The organism is Parabacteroides leei (assembly GCF_023369805.1).
GTDB classification, from domain to species: Bacteria; Bacteroidota; Bacteroidia; order Bacteroidales; family Tannerellaceae; genus Parabacteroides; species Parabacteroides leei.
The window spans coordinates 218,046-233,813 of sequence record NZ_JAMBQG010000008.1 but is presented as its reverse complement, the minus strand read 5'-3'; the positions used below and the strand labels follow the sequence as shown (position 1 = coordinate 233,813).

The 15,768-nt window shown below is 38.9% G+C and carries 14 protein-coding genes; 5 read left to right on the top strand and 9 right to left on the bottom strand.

The window, feature by feature from the left end:
• Positions 1-256: 256 nt before the first annotated feature.
• A complete protein-coding gene (locus tag M1P97_RS13770) occupies positions 257-1,765 on the top strand; it encodes a PAS domain-containing sensor histidine kinase (protein ID WP_195371378.1) in 1,509 nt (502 codons plus the stop codon).
• Here the strand turns inward: M1P97_RS13770 and M1P97_RS13765 are convergent.
• From M1P97_RS13765 to M1P97_RS13740, 6 genes are all read right to left on the bottom strand, one after another.
• Positions 1,758-3,131: an ATP-binding cassette domain-containing protein gene (locus M1P97_RS13765; RefSeq protein ID WP_249389377.1), complete on the bottom strand. Its 1,374-nt coding sequence runs from the start codon at positions 3,129-3,131 to the stop codon at positions 1,758-1,760. The genes M1P97_RS13770 and M1P97_RS13765 overlap by 8 nt on opposite strands.
• A complete protein-coding gene (locus M1P97_RS13760) occupies positions 3,128-4,045 on the bottom strand; it encodes a substrate-binding domain-containing protein (protein ID WP_249389376.1) in 918 nt (305 codons plus the stop codon). Before M1P97_RS13760 ends, M1P97_RS13765 begins: the two co-directional genes overlap by 4 nt.
• 218 nt (positions 4,046-4,263) lie before the next feature.
• Positions 4,264-5,823: a sodium:solute symporter family protein gene (locus tag M1P97_RS13755; RefSeq protein WP_195371357.1), complete on the bottom strand. Its 1,560-nt coding sequence runs from the start codon at positions 5,821-5,823 to the stop codon at positions 4,264-4,266.
• On the bottom strand, positions 5,820-5,960 hold the full coding sequence (locus tag M1P97_RS13750) for a symporter small accessory protein (RefSeq protein ID WP_195371355.1): 141 nt from the start codon (positions 5,958-5,960) through the stop codon (positions 5,820-5,822). The genes M1P97_RS13755 and M1P97_RS13750 overlap by 4 nt, the downstream gene beginning before the upstream one ends.
• A 14-nt stretch (positions 5,961-5,974) precedes the next feature.
• Positions 5,975-6,400, bottom strand: a complete 426-nt coding sequence (locus tag M1P97_RS13745; protein WP_195371353.1) for an acetolactate synthase — start codon at positions 6,398-6,400, stop codon at positions 5,975-5,977.
• A 31-nt stretch (positions 6,401-6,431) separates the two neighbouring features.
• A complete protein-coding gene (locus M1P97_RS13740) occupies positions 6,432-7,733 on the bottom strand; it encodes a phenylacetate--CoA ligase family protein (protein WP_195371351.1) in 1,302 nt (433 codons plus the stop codon).
• A gap of 206 nt (positions 7,734-7,939) precedes the next feature.
• Between M1P97_RS13740 and M1P97_RS13735 the strand changes: the two genes are divergently transcribed.
• From M1P97_RS13735 to guaD, 3 genes are read left to right on the top strand one after another with little or no spacing between them, the layout of a single operon-like run.
• Positions 7,940-9,592: a hybrid sensor histidine kinase/response regulator gene (locus tag M1P97_RS13735; RefSeq protein WP_249389375.1), complete on the top strand. Its 1,653-nt coding sequence runs from the start codon at positions 7,940-7,942 to the stop codon at positions 9,590-9,592.
• Complete coding sequence (locus M1P97_RS13730; RefSeq protein ID WP_249389374.1) at positions 9,589-10,140, top strand: DJ-1 family glyoxalase III; 552 nt, start codon at positions 9,589-9,591, stop codon at positions 10,138-10,140. Before M1P97_RS13735 ends, M1P97_RS13730 begins: the two co-directional genes overlap by 4 nt.
• A 60-nt stretch (positions 10,141-10,200) precedes the next feature.
• Positions 10,201-11,541: a guanine deaminase gene (guaD, locus tag M1P97_RS13725; protein ID WP_249389373.1), complete on the top strand. Its 1,341-nt coding sequence runs from the start codon at positions 10,201-10,203 to the stop codon at positions 11,539-11,541.
• On the opposite strand, the gene M1P97_RS13720 is transcribed toward guaD, so the two are convergent.
• Both M1P97_RS13720 and M1P97_RS13715 read right to left on the bottom strand, forming a co-directional pair.
• Positions 11,506-12,480 carry a 4Fe-4S binding protein gene (locus M1P97_RS13720; RefSeq protein WP_195371344.1) on the bottom strand — a complete coding sequence of 325 codons (975 nt, stop codon included), beginning with the start codon at positions 12,478-12,480 and terminating at the stop codon, positions 11,506-11,508. The two genes, guaD and M1P97_RS13720, sit on opposite strands and share 36 nt — an antisense overlap.
• Before the next feature lie 22 nt (positions 12,481-12,502).
• Complete coding sequence (locus M1P97_RS13715; RefSeq protein ID WP_195371342.1) at positions 12,503-12,727, bottom strand: putative signal transducing protein; 225 nt, start codon at positions 12,725-12,727, stop codon at positions 12,503-12,505.
• A gap of 794 nt (positions 12,728-13,521) precedes the next feature.
• Between M1P97_RS13715 and M1P97_RS13710 the strand changes: the two genes are divergently transcribed.
• Positions 13,522-14,358: a class I SAM-dependent methyltransferase gene (locus M1P97_RS13710; protein ID WP_249389372.1), complete on the top strand. Its 837-nt coding sequence runs from the start codon at positions 13,522-13,524 to the stop codon at positions 14,356-14,358.
• A 74-nt stretch (positions 14,359-14,432) separates the two neighbouring features.
• Here the strand turns inward: M1P97_RS13710 and M1P97_RS13705 are convergent, their stop codons facing one another.
• Positions 14,433-15,701: a type IX secretion system plug protein gene (locus M1P97_RS13705; RefSeq protein ID WP_249389371.1), complete on the bottom strand. Its 1,269-nt coding sequence runs from the start codon at positions 15,699-15,701 to the stop codon at positions 14,433-14,435.
• Positions 15,702-15,768: the final 67 nt, after the last annotated feature.

Genomic DNA, 15,768 nt, shown 5'->3' with positions numbered 1-15,768 from the left:
GCGTTCGAAACATATATGCAGGGTAACTTTAATTATATGTTTTGAGCGCTTATTTTACTTTCTCGAAAAGTTCATTTACCTGTACAGATTGCCTGATCGTGACAACGGCTTTCATGTATTAGCTACTAAAACGCTGATATAGTGAAGCCCGTACTCTTTATTTTGCCGTTATCTTGAATTCTTTCTTTTATTATTTGTTACTCTCGCTTATTTTCAAGACTTTTGTGGGTATATAAACATTAAGTCCTAAAGCTGTATGATACCTGTTGATTCAGATGCCGATGCATTGGAACAAAAATATAAAGATCTATCCGGATTGTTGTCGAATATAGTAAATGCGGTACCCATGTATTTTTTTGTAAAAGATACGGGGGATGACTTTCGCTATGTATATTCCAGCCCAATGATGAATCAGATTTACGGCCGTTTTCATAACGATGTTGTGGGAAAGACAGACTTTGATTTGTTTATTGATCCGGTTGCGGCACAAAGTTTTCGTGACATGGATGAGAAAGTGCTTCGTTCCGGTAAAATGCAACGTTATGTTGAACAAATGCTTGATCCGAGGGGAGAACTTCGTTCGATGGATACGATGAAACTGCTTGTTCCCCGGGAAGGGAAAGCTCCTTATCTGCTGGGGATGTCGTGGGATATAACCAAACAACGCAGAATAGAAGATGAATTACATGAAAACAATAAGAGACTGGCTCTTTCCTGTATGGCCGGACGCATATACCCGTGGATATGGGATGTGGTGAATGAAACGGCTGAATTATCCCTGGTAAAAGACGGAGAGATGGTTCATTCCTATATTTCTCATGAAAGTTTTACGGAAAAGATACATCCGGCCGATCAACAGATGTACCGGGATATAGTCAATGCTTTTGCCCGTGGAGAGATAGACTCGCTGAAACTAAGCTTTCGTTGTAAATATTTCTCTGATGAATATGTTTGGCTCGAAAAGATTGGTGAAGTTTATGAATATGGGGATGACGGCAAACCTTTGAAGGCTATCGGCATTTTAAGAGACATAACGGTAGATAAGCGGCATGAGGCAGATGTACAGGCTAAACGTCTGGCAGAAGAAAGTGACCGAATGAAATCGGCTTTTATTGCCAATATGAGTCATGAAATCCGTACTCCGTTGAATGCTATTGTTGGCTTTTCTACATTAATGGCACAGGTGGACAGCCAGGAAGAAAAACAGGAATATCTTAAGATTATTGAATCCAGTAATGATTTTCTGTTACAACTGATTAATGATATTCTCGATATTTCCAAAATAGAATCGGGCAAACTGGAGTTTATATATACTAACTTTAGCTTGAATGACCTGTTCAAACCGCAAGAACATGCATTTACACTAAGAGCTGAATCCGGAGTGAAAGTGATTTTTGAAAATGATGGCAACGACTATTGCATCATTTCTGAGAAAACAAGGCTTACCCAGGTATTGACTAATTTTTTATCCAACGCCATCAAGTTTACTTCATCCGGTTCTATCCGGTTTGGGTATAAACTAACGAAAAATGGTATTTATGTTTATGTAACCGATACCGGTACAGGAATCAGTAAAAAGGATCAAACCTCTATTTTCGACCGGTTCGTGAAACTGGATAAATTTAAACAGGGAACCGGCCTTGGGCTGTCGATCTGCAAAACGATTATAACTATGTTAAATGGTGAAATCGGGGTGGAATCAGAAGAAGGTTCCGGCTCTACTTTCTGGTTTACGATCCCTTGTAATCCTGTGAAGATTAATTGATCATGGGCAACTGAATTATTACTGAGGCCAAAAGAGTCAACTCCTCCGGATTATGAGACGTGAAAATAATTATTTGTCTGGTTGTTGCTTGTCGTGAGAGTATCCGCCCGATAATGCGGAAGGTCAATGTTTTATCCAATCCTTTGAAAGGCTCGTCCAGAAGCATAATCGTAGAAGGGAAAGCCAGTGCGCGTGCTAAAGCGACACGCTGTTGTTGTCCGTAACTAAGTTCATTCGGATATCGTTCGGCTAGCATATCCATTTCAACTAATTGCAACATTTCCATTGCTTTTGCTTCAGATGTGTTTTTGTTATAAACAGAGGACAAAGGAAGAGATACATTTTGTAATATAGTCAGATGAGATAGTAATTCCGGTTCCTGAAACACATTGGAGAGATTTTGATCCTTAAGATCAATTATTCCGTTTGTGGGTTTCAATGAACCGTTAATTAAATTCAGCAATGTTGTTTTTCCTGTTCCCGAAGGAGCCTTTATACCATAAATAATATCAGGTTCGAAAGTATAAGAGAAACTGGATAAGACCTTTGTTCCGGCATATTGAAAGGTCATATCTGTTATCTCTATAGGAGAGGGAAGTTTGCTTTTTACATCATGACTTGTATTGTTGTATAGTATATTCCATTTTACTGAAGCCATTTTACTGATTCCTTTATCAAACAGAAAACTAATCAGAATCGCAATGATGGTCCATGCAATCAATTCCGGGACAGCAATGAAATTTTGAGCCCGTTTCATCTCACCTCCGATCCCCAAAGTACATTGTGAAAGCACTTCTCCCATTATAATTGCCCGCCAACCGAACCCTACCGCAGATGCCAGTCCACTAAAAAGAAAAGGCTTTAATTGAGGATAAATAACCTGCATCAACTTATTTCTTTTGTTGACTTTAAATTGATCAGCCATCAGGGAAAGACCCGGACGAAGATTCAAGATACCTTTTGTCAGATTTTCTGTCAACAGAGGAAACATAGTCAAAAAAGCAATCATTAATGGAATACTTTCCGGATTCAGAAATATCAAAGCCAGCAAAATAAAGGAGATAACCGGAACAGATCTCATAATTGTTAATAACGGCCTGAATAGTTCATAGAGCAATTCGTAGCGTGCAAATAAAAAAGCTGATAATAAAGCGATAACCAATGACAGGAGTATTCCTGATATACCACGGAATATCGTTGCACATATGTGTTGATAAAATGTCTCGCTACCGAATAACTGGAGTAATGTTTTTAAAAGATCAGGGACGGAAGGTATCAGTTCCGGCTGATTGATATAAGATGCAGTCAGTTGCCAGAAAAAGAGTAAAATGCAAACTGATATAAATGATATTATCCCTTTTTTCATTGCTTACCTGATAAAAAAGCGTCATCCGGAAGTTTTCCTCCTATGGCTTTGGGTTCATATTCTTTTATCAAACGCAGGAAATCAAGAATACTTTCTTTTGCTTCTCCTATTGATAAATATTTAATGCGGCATCGTTCAATACTTTCCGGAGTCAATGCACCGGGAGTAAATATTTTCCGGCTTTCAAGGATACGTATGGCTTCCTCCGGCTGATATATAGCGAATTGACAGGATTTATTCAATAAACTGTCCAATACTGTTCTTTTATCACTTAACGAAGGAGCATAAACGATAGCGGTCTGGGCAAATCCAGGTGAGGTACTGTCCGGGTTATTCAGGTTTGATTCAATATATATGGTACTGTCTTTTTTCAATGCAATACTTAAGAATGGTTCAGCCAATACAGCCCTCCGGATTTGATTACTAAGCAATCCCTGGGTTATTTCAAGGGGTGTAGTAAAAGCGTAATTCAAAGAGCAGGATAGACCTTTCTGTTTCAAATAGTAGCGGGTTAAGATGTCAGGAGTAGTGCCGGCTCCGAAAATATGTAATGTTTTTCTTTCAGATGTTTGAACATGATCTCCTTTTTTACCGACGATATAAAGATTTCCCCAAACCGGACAACCTAGTAAGGAGTATTTCAGGCCTTTATTATATAAGTTCGCGGCATTGATCATAGGAAGTGCGGCTATTTCTGCTTTCCCTTTTATCAAGAGGGCCTGCATTTGTTCCGGTGAGTCAACAATATCGACAGATAATCGCTTTCCTTCTATTTTCGGACTATCCTCGATTATTTTAGCAAATGCAATAACAGAAGGACCTCTAAGAACAGATACATGAATAGTATCACTCTCTTTGGGTTTATTATTGCAACTGCATAAAATCAGAAGGAGTAAACAAAAGTATTTGATCATCTTTTTTCTTGCAAAGGTAGGAATTTTACCGGAAAAGGAGAGGGCTATAAACAATTAAAGCCTGTCTCACGACAAGCCCTAACCAACTTTGTTAACCTTAAATCTAATACTATTATGAAAAAACCACGATGCAAATATCGTGGTTTTTCTATAAATAGCAATAGCTAAAATGCTAATTTATGTTTTCTAGCATATAAGAAAAACTAACATAGTTCAAATTATATGTTATCTGATTTCTTTTGTGTCAACAGACTCACTACAATAATCGCGATAATGGATAATGGGAGTGCAAATAATATAGGATCTATGGCAAACCAAGGATATACATCGATTAATACATCCTTTCCTGTCAATGTCTTACACAGACCGACAGCACTTGCTTCCGCTTTATGAAAAAACAACATGGCAACCAAACTGGCTAATGCTCCGGTCCATAAACTGGCTAAAGCACCTTCCTTTGTTGCTTTTTTCCAATATAAAGAACAAAAGTAAGTAGGTAGGAATGTAGCTGCACATATCCCCATAAACAAAGCTGTTCCACGTGCAATAATTCCGGCACTCAATGTGTAACAGATAATATAACTAACAAGAATGGAGCATAAAACACCAATACGGACCCCCATAGTTGAGTTATTATTTTTATTACGTCCTAAATTAGGAAAGGCATCAGCACCGAATGCGGCTCCCATTGTATGGAATTGTGCACTCAACGTAGACATACTGGCTGATAAGATGCACAACATGAAGACAGCACCAAACCATTCTGGCATGGCACGATTGATAAACAGTGGTATAATCTTATCCATGTCTTTTACGGCTTCTGAAGCTACAACACCTTCTGTTTTAAGAAAAAACAGATTTGACAAAGCGCCTACGTGATAAATAGCTCCTACCGTAACAATCAGGAATACACAACCGATTAATACACCACGATTCAATTGCTTGGTACTTTCCACCATCATAAATCGTACGACCAACTGAGGTTGGGCCAGGCATCCTATGCCGACACCCATAATCAATGAAGTAACCAACGTATACCATTGTGGAGAACCTGTCACCGGCATGTCAGTCCATCCCTGATGTCCCAGTTCCTTAAAGCGATCGGGAACCAATGGGGAGATTTCGGATAGCTTCTGGTTTGCTTCCACAAATCCCATATCCATTATATGATAGAACCAAACGAGCAGGAACAGCATGCATACGAACATAATCACAGCTTGTAAAGCATCTGTATACAAAACGCCTTTAATCCCTCCGGTAATTACATAAGCTGCAACAATCAAGGTAAAGATCAATAATGCCAGATGCAAATCGATATGAAACATCTGTTCGATAAATACAGCACCGCCTTTCATTACTACGGCTGCATATAAAGGCATACCGATGAAGATGATCGCAGCTATAAATATTTGTATACTGCGTGAATTATAATGTAATCCCAATAACTGGGGAAAGGTGCGTGCATTATGTTCTTCTCCTAATTTACGGGTTCGTCTTCCGAAAAAGATAAATGCAACAACAACTCCCATAAACATGTTCAGCAGACATAGCCATTGGATACCCATACCAAATGTTGCAGCCACTCCGCCAAAGCCAACAATGGCTGAAGCTGAAATAAATGTTGCTCCGTAAGACAGAGCCATGATAATGGGGTTTACCTTTCGTCCCCCTAATAAATAATCACTGGCATTTTTTGTCTGTTTATATCCGATATACCCTAACCAGGCGATAACAAACATGTAAACTATAACGACAATTCCAAGGGTAAGCGTATTCATTTATCGGGTTGTTTAGGGTTATCACTCTCTTTATCTCCTTTATTCCAATTGGCAATACCGAACCATAAAGAAAAAATTAAACATGCAAAGGCTAACAAGTAGGCTAACCAGATACCGGGATCATCTATTCCGAACATTTGTTATTTGTTTTTTATAATTTCATTAAGTCGCTTTCGCATATGTATTCCAGATTCTGACGGCGAATCACTTCCCGGGCAACTTCCCGGTTGTTAGTACGGAGGATCAGAATCGATTTTTCATTCATAGAGAAGCAATACATATATTCGATTGTCAAGCCTGCTTTTGTAAAATGCTTTAGTGTTTCGGCAAAACTTCCGGCACAGGAGTTCGTAACAATAGCCAAAACCTCTGTAAGGTTGGCACTCACATTGTTGCTTTTCAATATCTTATATGCTTTTTGAGGATCACTTACAATGATACGCAAAATACCATATTCAGAGGTGTCTGCGATTGTTGCGGCAATGATCCGTATTTTTTCTTCAGCAAGCAGAGCCAGGATTTCACTTAGCTTTCCGTACTTATTTTCCAGGAAAATAGAAATTTGATTTACTGTCATAGCTGTATGTTTTTATTTATTGAACAATCATTTAAGAAAATCTACGTAAGTCTTTTACTCTTACAGCTTTACCTTCCTGCACAGGCAGTGAACCTTTGGCTACCAGTTTTAAGCGGGGAGTAAGCAATAACTCGTCTTTCAATTGTCTTGTGATATCTTTAGCCAGACGTTGCAGTACGCTGTAATCGTCTGTAAACAGATCACTTAATTCTACCTCGATCAACATTTCATCACTATTGTTTACCGTCTCGATAGTGATCAGATAATTGCTGCCTAATTCTTTGAACTGCATCAAAATCTTTTCGATCTGGATGGGGAACAGGTTCACACCTTTCAGGATAATCATATCGTCGCTACGACCTTTGAAGCGAGCAAGACGTTTATGAGTTCTCCCACAAGGGCATTCGCCAGGAATAATGCAGGTCAAGTCGCGGGTACGATAACGTAGAAGCGGCATAGCTTCCCGGTTAATAGTAGTCAGGACCAATTCACCGATCTCTCCATCCGGAACAGGTTGTAATGTTTGCGGATCAACTATCTCTACAATCGTATAATCTTCCCAGATATGCAGACCGTTTTGTTCCGTACATTCAAAGGCTACGCCGGGCCCATTCATTTCCGACATACCGAAACAGTTGTAAGCTTTTACTCCCAGTAACTGCTCGATACGTTTACGTTGTTCTTCCGAATGAGGTTCGGCCCCGATACAAACCGTATGCAATTTAGTATCTTTTCGCGGATCTATTCCTATTTCATACATCACTTCTGCCAAACGGGTTGCATAACTCGGGATGATATGCAGGCAGGTTGTTCCAAAGTCTGTAATAAACTTGATCTGGCGTTTGGTATTCCCGGCAGCTGCCGGAACTGTTAAGGCTCCTAGCTTTTCTGCCCCGTACTGGAAACCCAAACCACCGGTAAACATGCCATAACCTGATGTATTCTGGAATACATCGGTGTCACGTAAACCGACCATATACATACAACGGGCTACTTGATTGGCCCATTGTTCCAGGTCTTTTGCTGAATGTAATACAACTGTCGGATTACCGGTTGTCCCACTGGAAGAGTGAACCCGCACGCAATCCTTAATAGGAATAGAGGCCATGCCAAATGGATAATTACTGCGTAAATCGTCTTTTGTCGTAAATGGGATTTTCTGCAAATCATCCAATGATTGTATACTGTCGGCTGTTATACCGTTATCTTTTAGTACTTTGCTGTAGAATGGGGAGTGTCCGGCTAATTCTATTGTCTTTTTTAATCGCTCCAACTGGAATTTATTCAGTTCTTCACGACTCATAGTCTCAATATCTTTCTGCCAATACATCATAGCTTTTTCGTATTATATTGTGTTTAATTCATGAAATTAGACTGCAAATGTATCTTTTATTTTGGATTATAGCTGCATTTTATATCAAAATTATAAAAACCGGTTATTTAAATGCTTATTTATCAACGTTCATTAGAAATTATAATTACATTTGCCATCAGGATACACACTGGTGTGAATCTTATACAAACCTTGAATTATATTATATGGATACATACGAAAACCTTTCCAGGGAAGAGTTGATAAATCGAATAAGAGTCTTGGAGACAGATATTGCCCAATATGCTTTGAAAGATGCTGAAATAGAGAAAATGAACGAAAATCTTCTGAATCAGCGGAAAATAAACTTTCTGAACATATTAATGAATACCATTCTCTCTAATATTTTTGTGGCAATTTCAGTAAAAGACGTTTTTGATAGCTTCAAATATATCTATTTTAACCAGGCGGCAGAAGACTTTATGGGGGTGAATGCCTCTGAGGTGATCGGGAAAACAGATTTTGATATTTTCTCCGATCCGCGAAGAGCCCATGAAATTCGTACGGAAGATTATTCTACCATAAATCATGGAAGATCGGATAAGTCGATGATCGAATATGAGAAACCTAATGGTGAGATCCGTGTTGTAAATATGGTTCGCCTTTTAATTACGAATCCGGACCCGGGAGCTTCCCCTTTATTGTTGGCTATGCTTTGGGATATTACTGAACAACGTCAAAACGAACTGGACCTGATTAAAGCGCAAGAGGCTGATAAGATGAAGAATGCCTTTATTGCTAATATGAGTCACGAAATACGGACGCCTCTGAATGCAATTGTCGGTTTCTCCAGATTAATTACAGAAACGGATAATGCAAGTGAGCAGCAAGAATTTCTTACAATAATCAATAATAATAGTGATTTGTTGCTCCAGCTGATTAATGATATCCTTGATTTTGCAAAAATAGAATCAGGAACATTGAACTATAATATTTCATGGGTAGATTTGAAAGATATCTGTCATGAAGTATATGTTTCACAATCCCTGAAAATGACATCGGATGTCGCTTTATTGTTTCATGGAGATTTGTTGCCTTCTGTTAGAATACAGACAGATACACAGCGTGTTGAACAGGTATTGCTCAATCTTCTCTCCAATGCAATAAAATGTACTTATCAGGGTTTTGTCTCTTTGTCATACGAAGTTGAAGGAGAGTTTGTTCGTGTTTCTGTTACCGATACTGGGATCGGAATTGCCAAAGAGAAGCAAGCTTCTGTCTTTGACCGGTTTGTAAAACTGGATGATTTCAGACAGGGGACAGGCTTAGGTTTATCCATTTGTAAAATGATCATTGAAAAACTGGGTGGAGAAATAGGGCTCAGGTCGGAATTAGGAAAAGGCTCTACTTTCTGGTTCACTTTGCCTATAGCCGATTCAGCGGCTCCTGCACTAAACGAAAAAGACGATAAGGTACCGACAGAGATCATTCCTGACGCTTTGCCGGGGCAGTTTACTATTCTTGTTGCAGAAGATGTACTGGAAAATTACCTTTTGCTACAGGCTGTACTGAAGCAGCAGTATCGTCTGATCTATGCGGAGAATGGGGAAGTAGCAGTACAGAGGTTTAAGATTTATAAACCCGATTTAATCCTGATGGATTTAAAGATGCCTATAATGGATGGGTTTGCTGCAACCTGCGATATCCGGAGACTTTCTCCGGATGTCCCAATTCTGGCTCTTTCTGCATTTGCATTCGATAAGGAAAAAGAGAAGGCTAAAGACTGTCAATTCGATGATTACCTGGTCAAACCGGTTGACATACCTTTATTGAAATATAAAATCAAATATTACCTAAATAAAAACAAAGAGAAGATATGAAACAAGCATTTGTATTCCTGGCAACAGGATTTGAAGAAATAGAAGCACTAGGTACTGTCGATATATTACGCAGAGGAGGTATCAGGGTATCAACTGTCTCTATTATGGGAGAATTGAAGGTAATGGGGGCACATAACATTCCTGTCGTAGCTGATTTTGTTTTTGAAGAAGCAGATTTCAGTGCAGTGGATGCTTTGATCTTACCCGGAGGTATTCCCGGTAGTAATCACCTGAATACCTGTACACGCCTGAAGGAACTTATCCTGAAAAAATATCAGGAAGACGTAATATTGGCTGCTATTTGTGCCGGACCTATGGTTTTAGGTGGCTTAGGCCTGTTAAAAGGCCGTAGAGCGACTTGTTTTCCTAATTTCGAACCTACCATGATAGGAGCAACAGCAACCTATACCGGTGTAGAACAGGATGGTAACATCATAACCTGTAAAGGTCCGGGATTTGTTTTTGAGTTTGGGTTAGCCATTCTGAAATCTCTCCGCGACGAAGAAATCGCAGATGAAGTTTCAGCAGCTTTACAAGTTAACATGTAATATATAGTCAGGAGTTTTGTTTTCAAACGAAACTCCTGGACTATCACCACCTTTTTACAAATGAACGATTCAATACAGATATTTAAAGGAGAAGTCTTTTATTTTAAAGACTCGCCTCTGAAAACAGAAGATTTTTATTGTTATTATCCGGACGGAGCCTTGGTTGTATCGGAAGGAAAAGTGATGGAAGCGGGGCCATATGATAGGCTCAAAGATAAATATAATAACGCATATCTGACAGATTATTCAGGGAAATTACTGATGCCCGGATTGATCGATTCGCATATCCATTATCCTCAGTCGGAAATGATCGGTATGTATGGAAAACAGTTACTTGACTGGCTGAACCAATATACATATCCTACAGAAGAAGCATTTGCATCACAAGAGCATGCAGAAAGAGTTGCCAGGCTTTTCGTTAACGAACTATTTAGGAATGGAACGACCTGCTGTATGGCTTATGCAACAGTTCATAAAACCTCGGTAGATGCGCTCTTTTCTGTTGCTTCAGAATATAATATGAGGATGCTTACCGGAAAAGTTATGATGGACCGTAATGCCCCTCAGGCATTAACAGATACGAAGGAGAGTGGTTATACAGATAGCCGTGCACTTATCGAATCCTGGCATAAGAAAGGGCGTAATCTTTATGTCATTACTCCCAGGTTTTCAATAACATCTACACATGGTCAATTGATCACTGCCGCCCGTTTACACGAAGAATATCCTGATACTTATATTCAAACACATCTTTCGGAAAACAAGGGAGAAATAGACTCTACTCTTTCTTTATCACCTGAATGTCAGGATTATCTGGAAGTTTACGAACGTGCAGGATTGGTGACGGATCGTTCTGTATTCGGACATTGCATTCATCTTTCCGACTCCGAATGCCGACGAATGGCTGAAGCCGGAGCTATCATAGCTCATTGTCCGACATCTAATCTGTTTCTTGGAAGTGGTTTATTTAATATGCAGCAGGCTAATCGTATAAACATACAAACAACGCTTGCCACAGACGTGGGTGGGGGAACATCTTTTTCTCTTTGGAAAACAATGGCAGAATCTTATAAGATACAACAGTTGAACGGTTATTCGATGTCTGTATTCGAATCTTTATATAAATGTACACGTGGCACGGCTAAAGCTTTGATGCTGGATGATAAAATAGGTAGCTTTGAACCTGGCCGTGAAGCCGATTTTATTGTAGTGGATTGTACGGCAACATCTTCTCAGCAAATACGGAAAGAATATCTTCAACGTAATGGGAAATGGACTCTTGAAAATAAACTGTTTGGGCTTCAAACACTGGGCGACGACCGTAATATAGCGGCAACTTATTTGATGGGACGCCCTGTATCTCTTTCAGATGCGTGCAATCATCAGGAAACAGGTATGTAAAACGACTGTAATAATGATCCAAAGGCGTTCGGCTGTGGTCGGACGCAGTCTTAAAAAGCGATACTCCAATCCGCCGTGTTTACAGGTAGAAAGGCAGTCGCCGCAATACGTACAGGTATAACCGATTTTCCCCTTTTCTATATTTTCTTTATGTAAAGCATCATATTTACAGGCTTTTAAGCAGGCCATACAATGTGTGCAATCTTTATTCAGTTTTACCCGGAAAGGAGAGAGGTATTTCATAAATGAGACTAACGTCCCGATAGGGCAATAGCTGCTGCAATGGATCATTTTCCTGTATCGTCGCGATAACAACAGCATAATTAGTAGTCCGATCAATCCTACGGCAATTCCTGCAAGTGTCGCTATCCAACCTTCAGCCCCGGTCAATCTTAAAATAATTGCTCCTGCAATTACCAGAAACAAAACACTATAACGTAGCTGGCGATGATAACGAAAAGGTTTTTTATCCGTCTTTCCTTTTGCACTCCAGGCATCAAATGCCCCGAAATAACAAAGTTGACTACACCATGCCGGTCCGGAAAGCAATAATGTACTCAAAAAAAGTATAGGCATAAATAATCCTTCCATCCTGTATAATGGTCCTGCAAGAATAACTGCCGGAACGGGCAAATGTAACTTTCCGGTCATGAGGAATACTGGATTAACCAGTATACCTAACAATAACTGTCCGAAAAAGACTATCGAGAAAAGCAGCCAGGCTCTTGTTCTCCATTTCGGGCGTTCTTTCCTGTCCTGCATTTTATAGCAAAGCAGTGCTCCATAAATGATGGCTATATTAATTTGTATCCAACCGCCTAAAGGGAATAATCGTTCTAATAAAAGCAAAGGCTTAGCTGGAACAACTTGTACAATAATCAGTAAAACTGCTATTGAGAAAGCCGCTATAATAGAAGAATAAAGGGATTGTCTGTTCATTCAGGATTATAAAATTGTACATTTATTCTCCCACTAGTTGTGGAAGAGCTTCTTTCAGAATTTCTTTTGCCCTCTCATAATCCTTTTCAAAAACATATATCTCTAGCTGAAAACCGGAGATATTCCCCAATACATTAGATATGTTTTCGTTCTTAAAGAAAGACTCTATACCTTCATTGATCAGTAAATCCTTTAAAAGACCAGCCTGGAAACTATTTTCTAATGTCGATAAAAAAACTGTTTTCATGATAATTGCGTTTTAGGATTCTTATTCTTACAAAGATACTTTTTTATTTCATCTTTTTATTACCGAATAAAGAAATGATGGGCGATATTGTGTATATCCATGAGTGTACTAAAAGCCGGTTGCTCTGCTAAATTGGTGTTGTTGTTTTATCAAAATAATGTTGATTACTTTGTTTTGGTGTCAATATGCTGGATATTTGCGGTGAGGAGTATCTATGAGTTGCTTTAGAAATACGCTTCCAAAAGATTTATTGTTACAATAATTAACAAATATCGCGACAGACCCTTTTTTCAAACTTGTTTTAAAGAAATTATCAGTTCGTTTAAAACGAGTTTTTTCCCCGTTTAAACGAAATGGCGTTTTGTTTAAAGCGGGAAACATGTTAAAAGTTGTTTCTTTACTGGCGTCTGGATGCGTTGTTTTGCTTAAATAGTATGTTTTTGAGCAGTTTTATTCTCCAGATGATCTCTTGAAGAGGTATGAAGTAAAATGATACAAATAGAATGATTATCTATTTTATGTAACAAAAGGACGTGATATATGGAATACTGATATTGGTTTGTTGTGATGTGGTTGTATAATGTATCTTCCTGATATGTGACAACCTTACAAGGATTTGATAAAACCTGGCTGTTGCGTCTCTAGGTCGGTACAGCCGATCTATATATAGGCAGAAATAGCAATTTGACACATTGGATATTCTGGTAAATATTCGGTTGCTCTATATAATATTTTGTATCGACTCTTCGTTTACTAAAGAATGATTGTAACAAAAAAATTAAAATGACGATATTATGAAAATAGCAAGAAAGCTATATTATGCTTTTCCACCCTCTTTACGTTTTGTGGTGAGAAGATTGTTCTATCTCCCTATTGATTTTTATGAAGGCCTTACGGGAAAAAGGGATAAAATGACCCCTATGCGTGGAATGATTTTTATCGGATCGGGTGATTTTAAGAAGCAAGGGGATCATTTGCTCGATCTGGTTATTAAGTATGCCGATTTAAAACCGTCTGGCAAAATTCTGGATGTGGGTTGCGGTATCGGACGTTTAGCTGTTCCTTTAACCCGTTATCTGAATGCAGATGGGCAGTATGATGGTTTTGACATTGTAAAAAAAGGAATAGATTGGTGCAAAAAGAAAATAACGGTTAGTTTCCCCAACTTCCATTTTTTATACATAGACTTAAAAAATGACCTTTATAATTTAAGTACGGATGATAAGGCTAAGGACTTTAAATTTCCTTATCCTCAGAAAACATTTGATTGTGTCGTGCTTACTTCCGTTTTTACGCATATGATGCCGGATGACGTCGATAATTATCTGGGGCAGATTTCCAAGGTAATGAAACAAGATGGAAAATGTTTAGCTACATTCTTCTTGTTAACTCCGGAGATAAAACAACAAATGAAGGAAGATGTGATTGAATTTAAGTTTCTTCATTCCTTTGACGGATATAGCTTGATGGATAAAAAGGTAAAAGAGGCTAATATCGCTTTTGATGAATCATATCTGAATTCGTTGTTGGAAAAGAATGGTTTATATGCCGAGTCAATACATCAGGGAAGTTGGTCTCATGGCGCTTCTCCGCTGGATTTTCAGGATGTAGTTATTATAAGGAAGAAATAATCACATTGGCTTTCATAAAAAGAATATCCCGATATTTATTCATTGAAATATCGGGATGTTTGTTTCATATATCTTTAAAATACCTGCATTGCATTTTTTACCGTCGTTACGCCGATTAAACGGTCATATTGAGTCCCCATCGGACGGTAATAAACATAAATATTATATTCGTTTTCCGTTTGGTAATAGTTTCCTTCAATAGGACCGGTTTCGCCCACGGTACTGCCATTCGGTACATAAAGATACTGATAATTGTAGCTTCCCTGTTTAAGCAGTACTGCCTTTTCATATTGATGGGTTTCAAAATTATATCCCATTTTGCTCTTTTCATCCAGTACGTTATGGAATAATTCTCCGTTCAGGTAAACATTTCCATCGAGGAAAGGATCGCAAGCCAGGGCGAAATGTACTATGCAATAATCCGCTTCCGTATCCGGATCGTCGCAACTACTGCAACGGATGAAGAAACGACCGTCCTGATCCTGGTCGTACTGATAAGTTTGGCCGGATCGTTTATGGTCGGTCATCAACTCTACATTATAATAGGGATTGTGGTACGATATGCTTTCTATGTGCATCCCGTTATATTTTGTACTCAGGAATTCCATACGGCGGTATTCATTTCCGGCAGAGAAAATCAGACTGCGGTTGTTTGTATAGCCAATTTGATTTTCAAGAATAGTCGTCGGTTGAAGCCCTGATACGGCATTATCGCGTCGGTTGTTTTGATAGACATGTATTTTCAGGTCTGTTTGCGGATAAGGTATCGGAAAGTTTTTATTATTGATCGTGAAACTAACCTGCTGGTGAGTCTGGTTCGTATCGATGTCCGTATTTCCACTCACGGAAGCCGAAATGCCGACCATCGGTTCCACAACTGAAAAACAAGCGGTGAGGACTATTTGGTCAGGGATGTCTTCGTTGTAGATCTGAACGGCATAATTCCCCGAAACTTTGAATTGCACATCGTCATTCGGCAACAGCAGATTGTAGTTTGTGTACTGCGTTGTCGTGTTCATGGAATTGGCGAAGTCATCTATTGTTAGTCCCTGAAAACCATTTAGATATTGAATGGGAGAGAGGAATGACTTCTGCCAGTTGGCATCACAATGGATGATAGAATAGGAGTAGCGGACACCACCCTGTTCCAACGCATCGAAGTTGATCTGGATCTGCTGGTCGCCATTCAACTCGATATAAGGCTCGGAAATAAACTCTCCTGCCACCTTCACCTGAAGGGTTTTTATCAGCTTGCTATTAACGTCGGTAAAGTACGTTTGCTGAGCATTGGCCTGCATTACAGCGGCACAAAACAACAAAAATAATAAACAATGTACTCTCATTTTCATGTCTCTTTCTTTGACGGTACAAAATTATGGAATTATTTCTCTAATTATTTCTTTAATCCTG

Excerpts from the sequence above, each read along its gene's own strand:
- M1P97_RS13760 (WP_249389376.1), bottom strand. The coding sequence starts at position 4,045 with ATGATCAAATACTTTTGTTTACTCCTTCTGATTTTATGCAGTTGCAAT.
- M1P97_RS13755 (WP_195371357.1), bottom strand. The coding sequence starts at position 5,823 with ATGAATACGCTTACCCTTGGAATTGTCGTTATAGTTTACATGTTTGTT.
- M1P97_RS13715 (WP_195371342.1), bottom strand. The coding sequence starts at position 12,727 with ATGAAAACAGTTTTTTTATCGACATTAGAAAATAGTTTCCAGGCTGGT.
- M1P97_RS13730 (WP_249389374.1), top strand. The coding sequence starts at position 9,589 with ATGAAACAAGCATTTGTATTCCTGGCAACAGGATTTGAAGAAATAGAA.
- M1P97_RS13720 (WP_195371344.1), bottom strand. The coding sequence starts at position 12,480 with ATGAACAGACAATCCCTTTATTCTTCTATTATAGCGGCTTTCTCAATA.
- M1P97_RS13705 (WP_249389371.1), bottom strand. The coding sequence starts at position 15,701 with ATGAGAGTACATTGTTTATTATTTTTGTTGTTTTGTGCCGCTGTAATG.
- M1P97_RS13735 (WP_249389375.1), top strand. The coding sequence starts at position 7,940 with ATGGATACATACGAAAACCTTTCCAGGGAAGAGTTGATAAATCGAATA.
- guaD (WP_249389373.1), top strand. The coding sequence starts at position 10,201 with ATGAACGATTCAATACAGATATTTAAAGGAGAAGTCTTTTATTTTAAA.
- M1P97_RS13765 (WP_249389377.1), bottom strand. The coding sequence starts at position 3,131 with ATGAAAAAAGGGATAATATCATTTATATCAGTTTGCATTTTACTCTTT.
- M1P97_RS13710 (WP_249389372.1), top strand. The coding sequence starts at position 13,522 with ATGAAAATAGCAAGAAAGCTATATTATGCTTTTCCACCCTCTTTACGT.
- M1P97_RS13770 (WP_195371378.1), top strand. The coding sequence starts at position 257 with ATGATACCTGTTGATTCAGATGCCGATGCATTGGAACAAAAATATAAA.
- M1P97_RS13750 (WP_195371355.1), bottom strand. The coding sequence starts at position 5,960 with ATGTTCGGAATAGATGATCCCGGTATCTGGTTAGCCTACTTGTTAGCC.
- M1P97_RS13745 (WP_195371353.1), bottom strand. The coding sequence starts at position 6,400 with ATGACAGTAAATCAAATTTCTATTTTCCTGGAAAATAAGTACGGAAAG.
- M1P97_RS13740 (WP_195371351.1), bottom strand. The coding sequence starts at position 7,733 with ATGATGTATTGGCAGAAAGATATTGAGACTATGAGTCGTGAAGAACTG.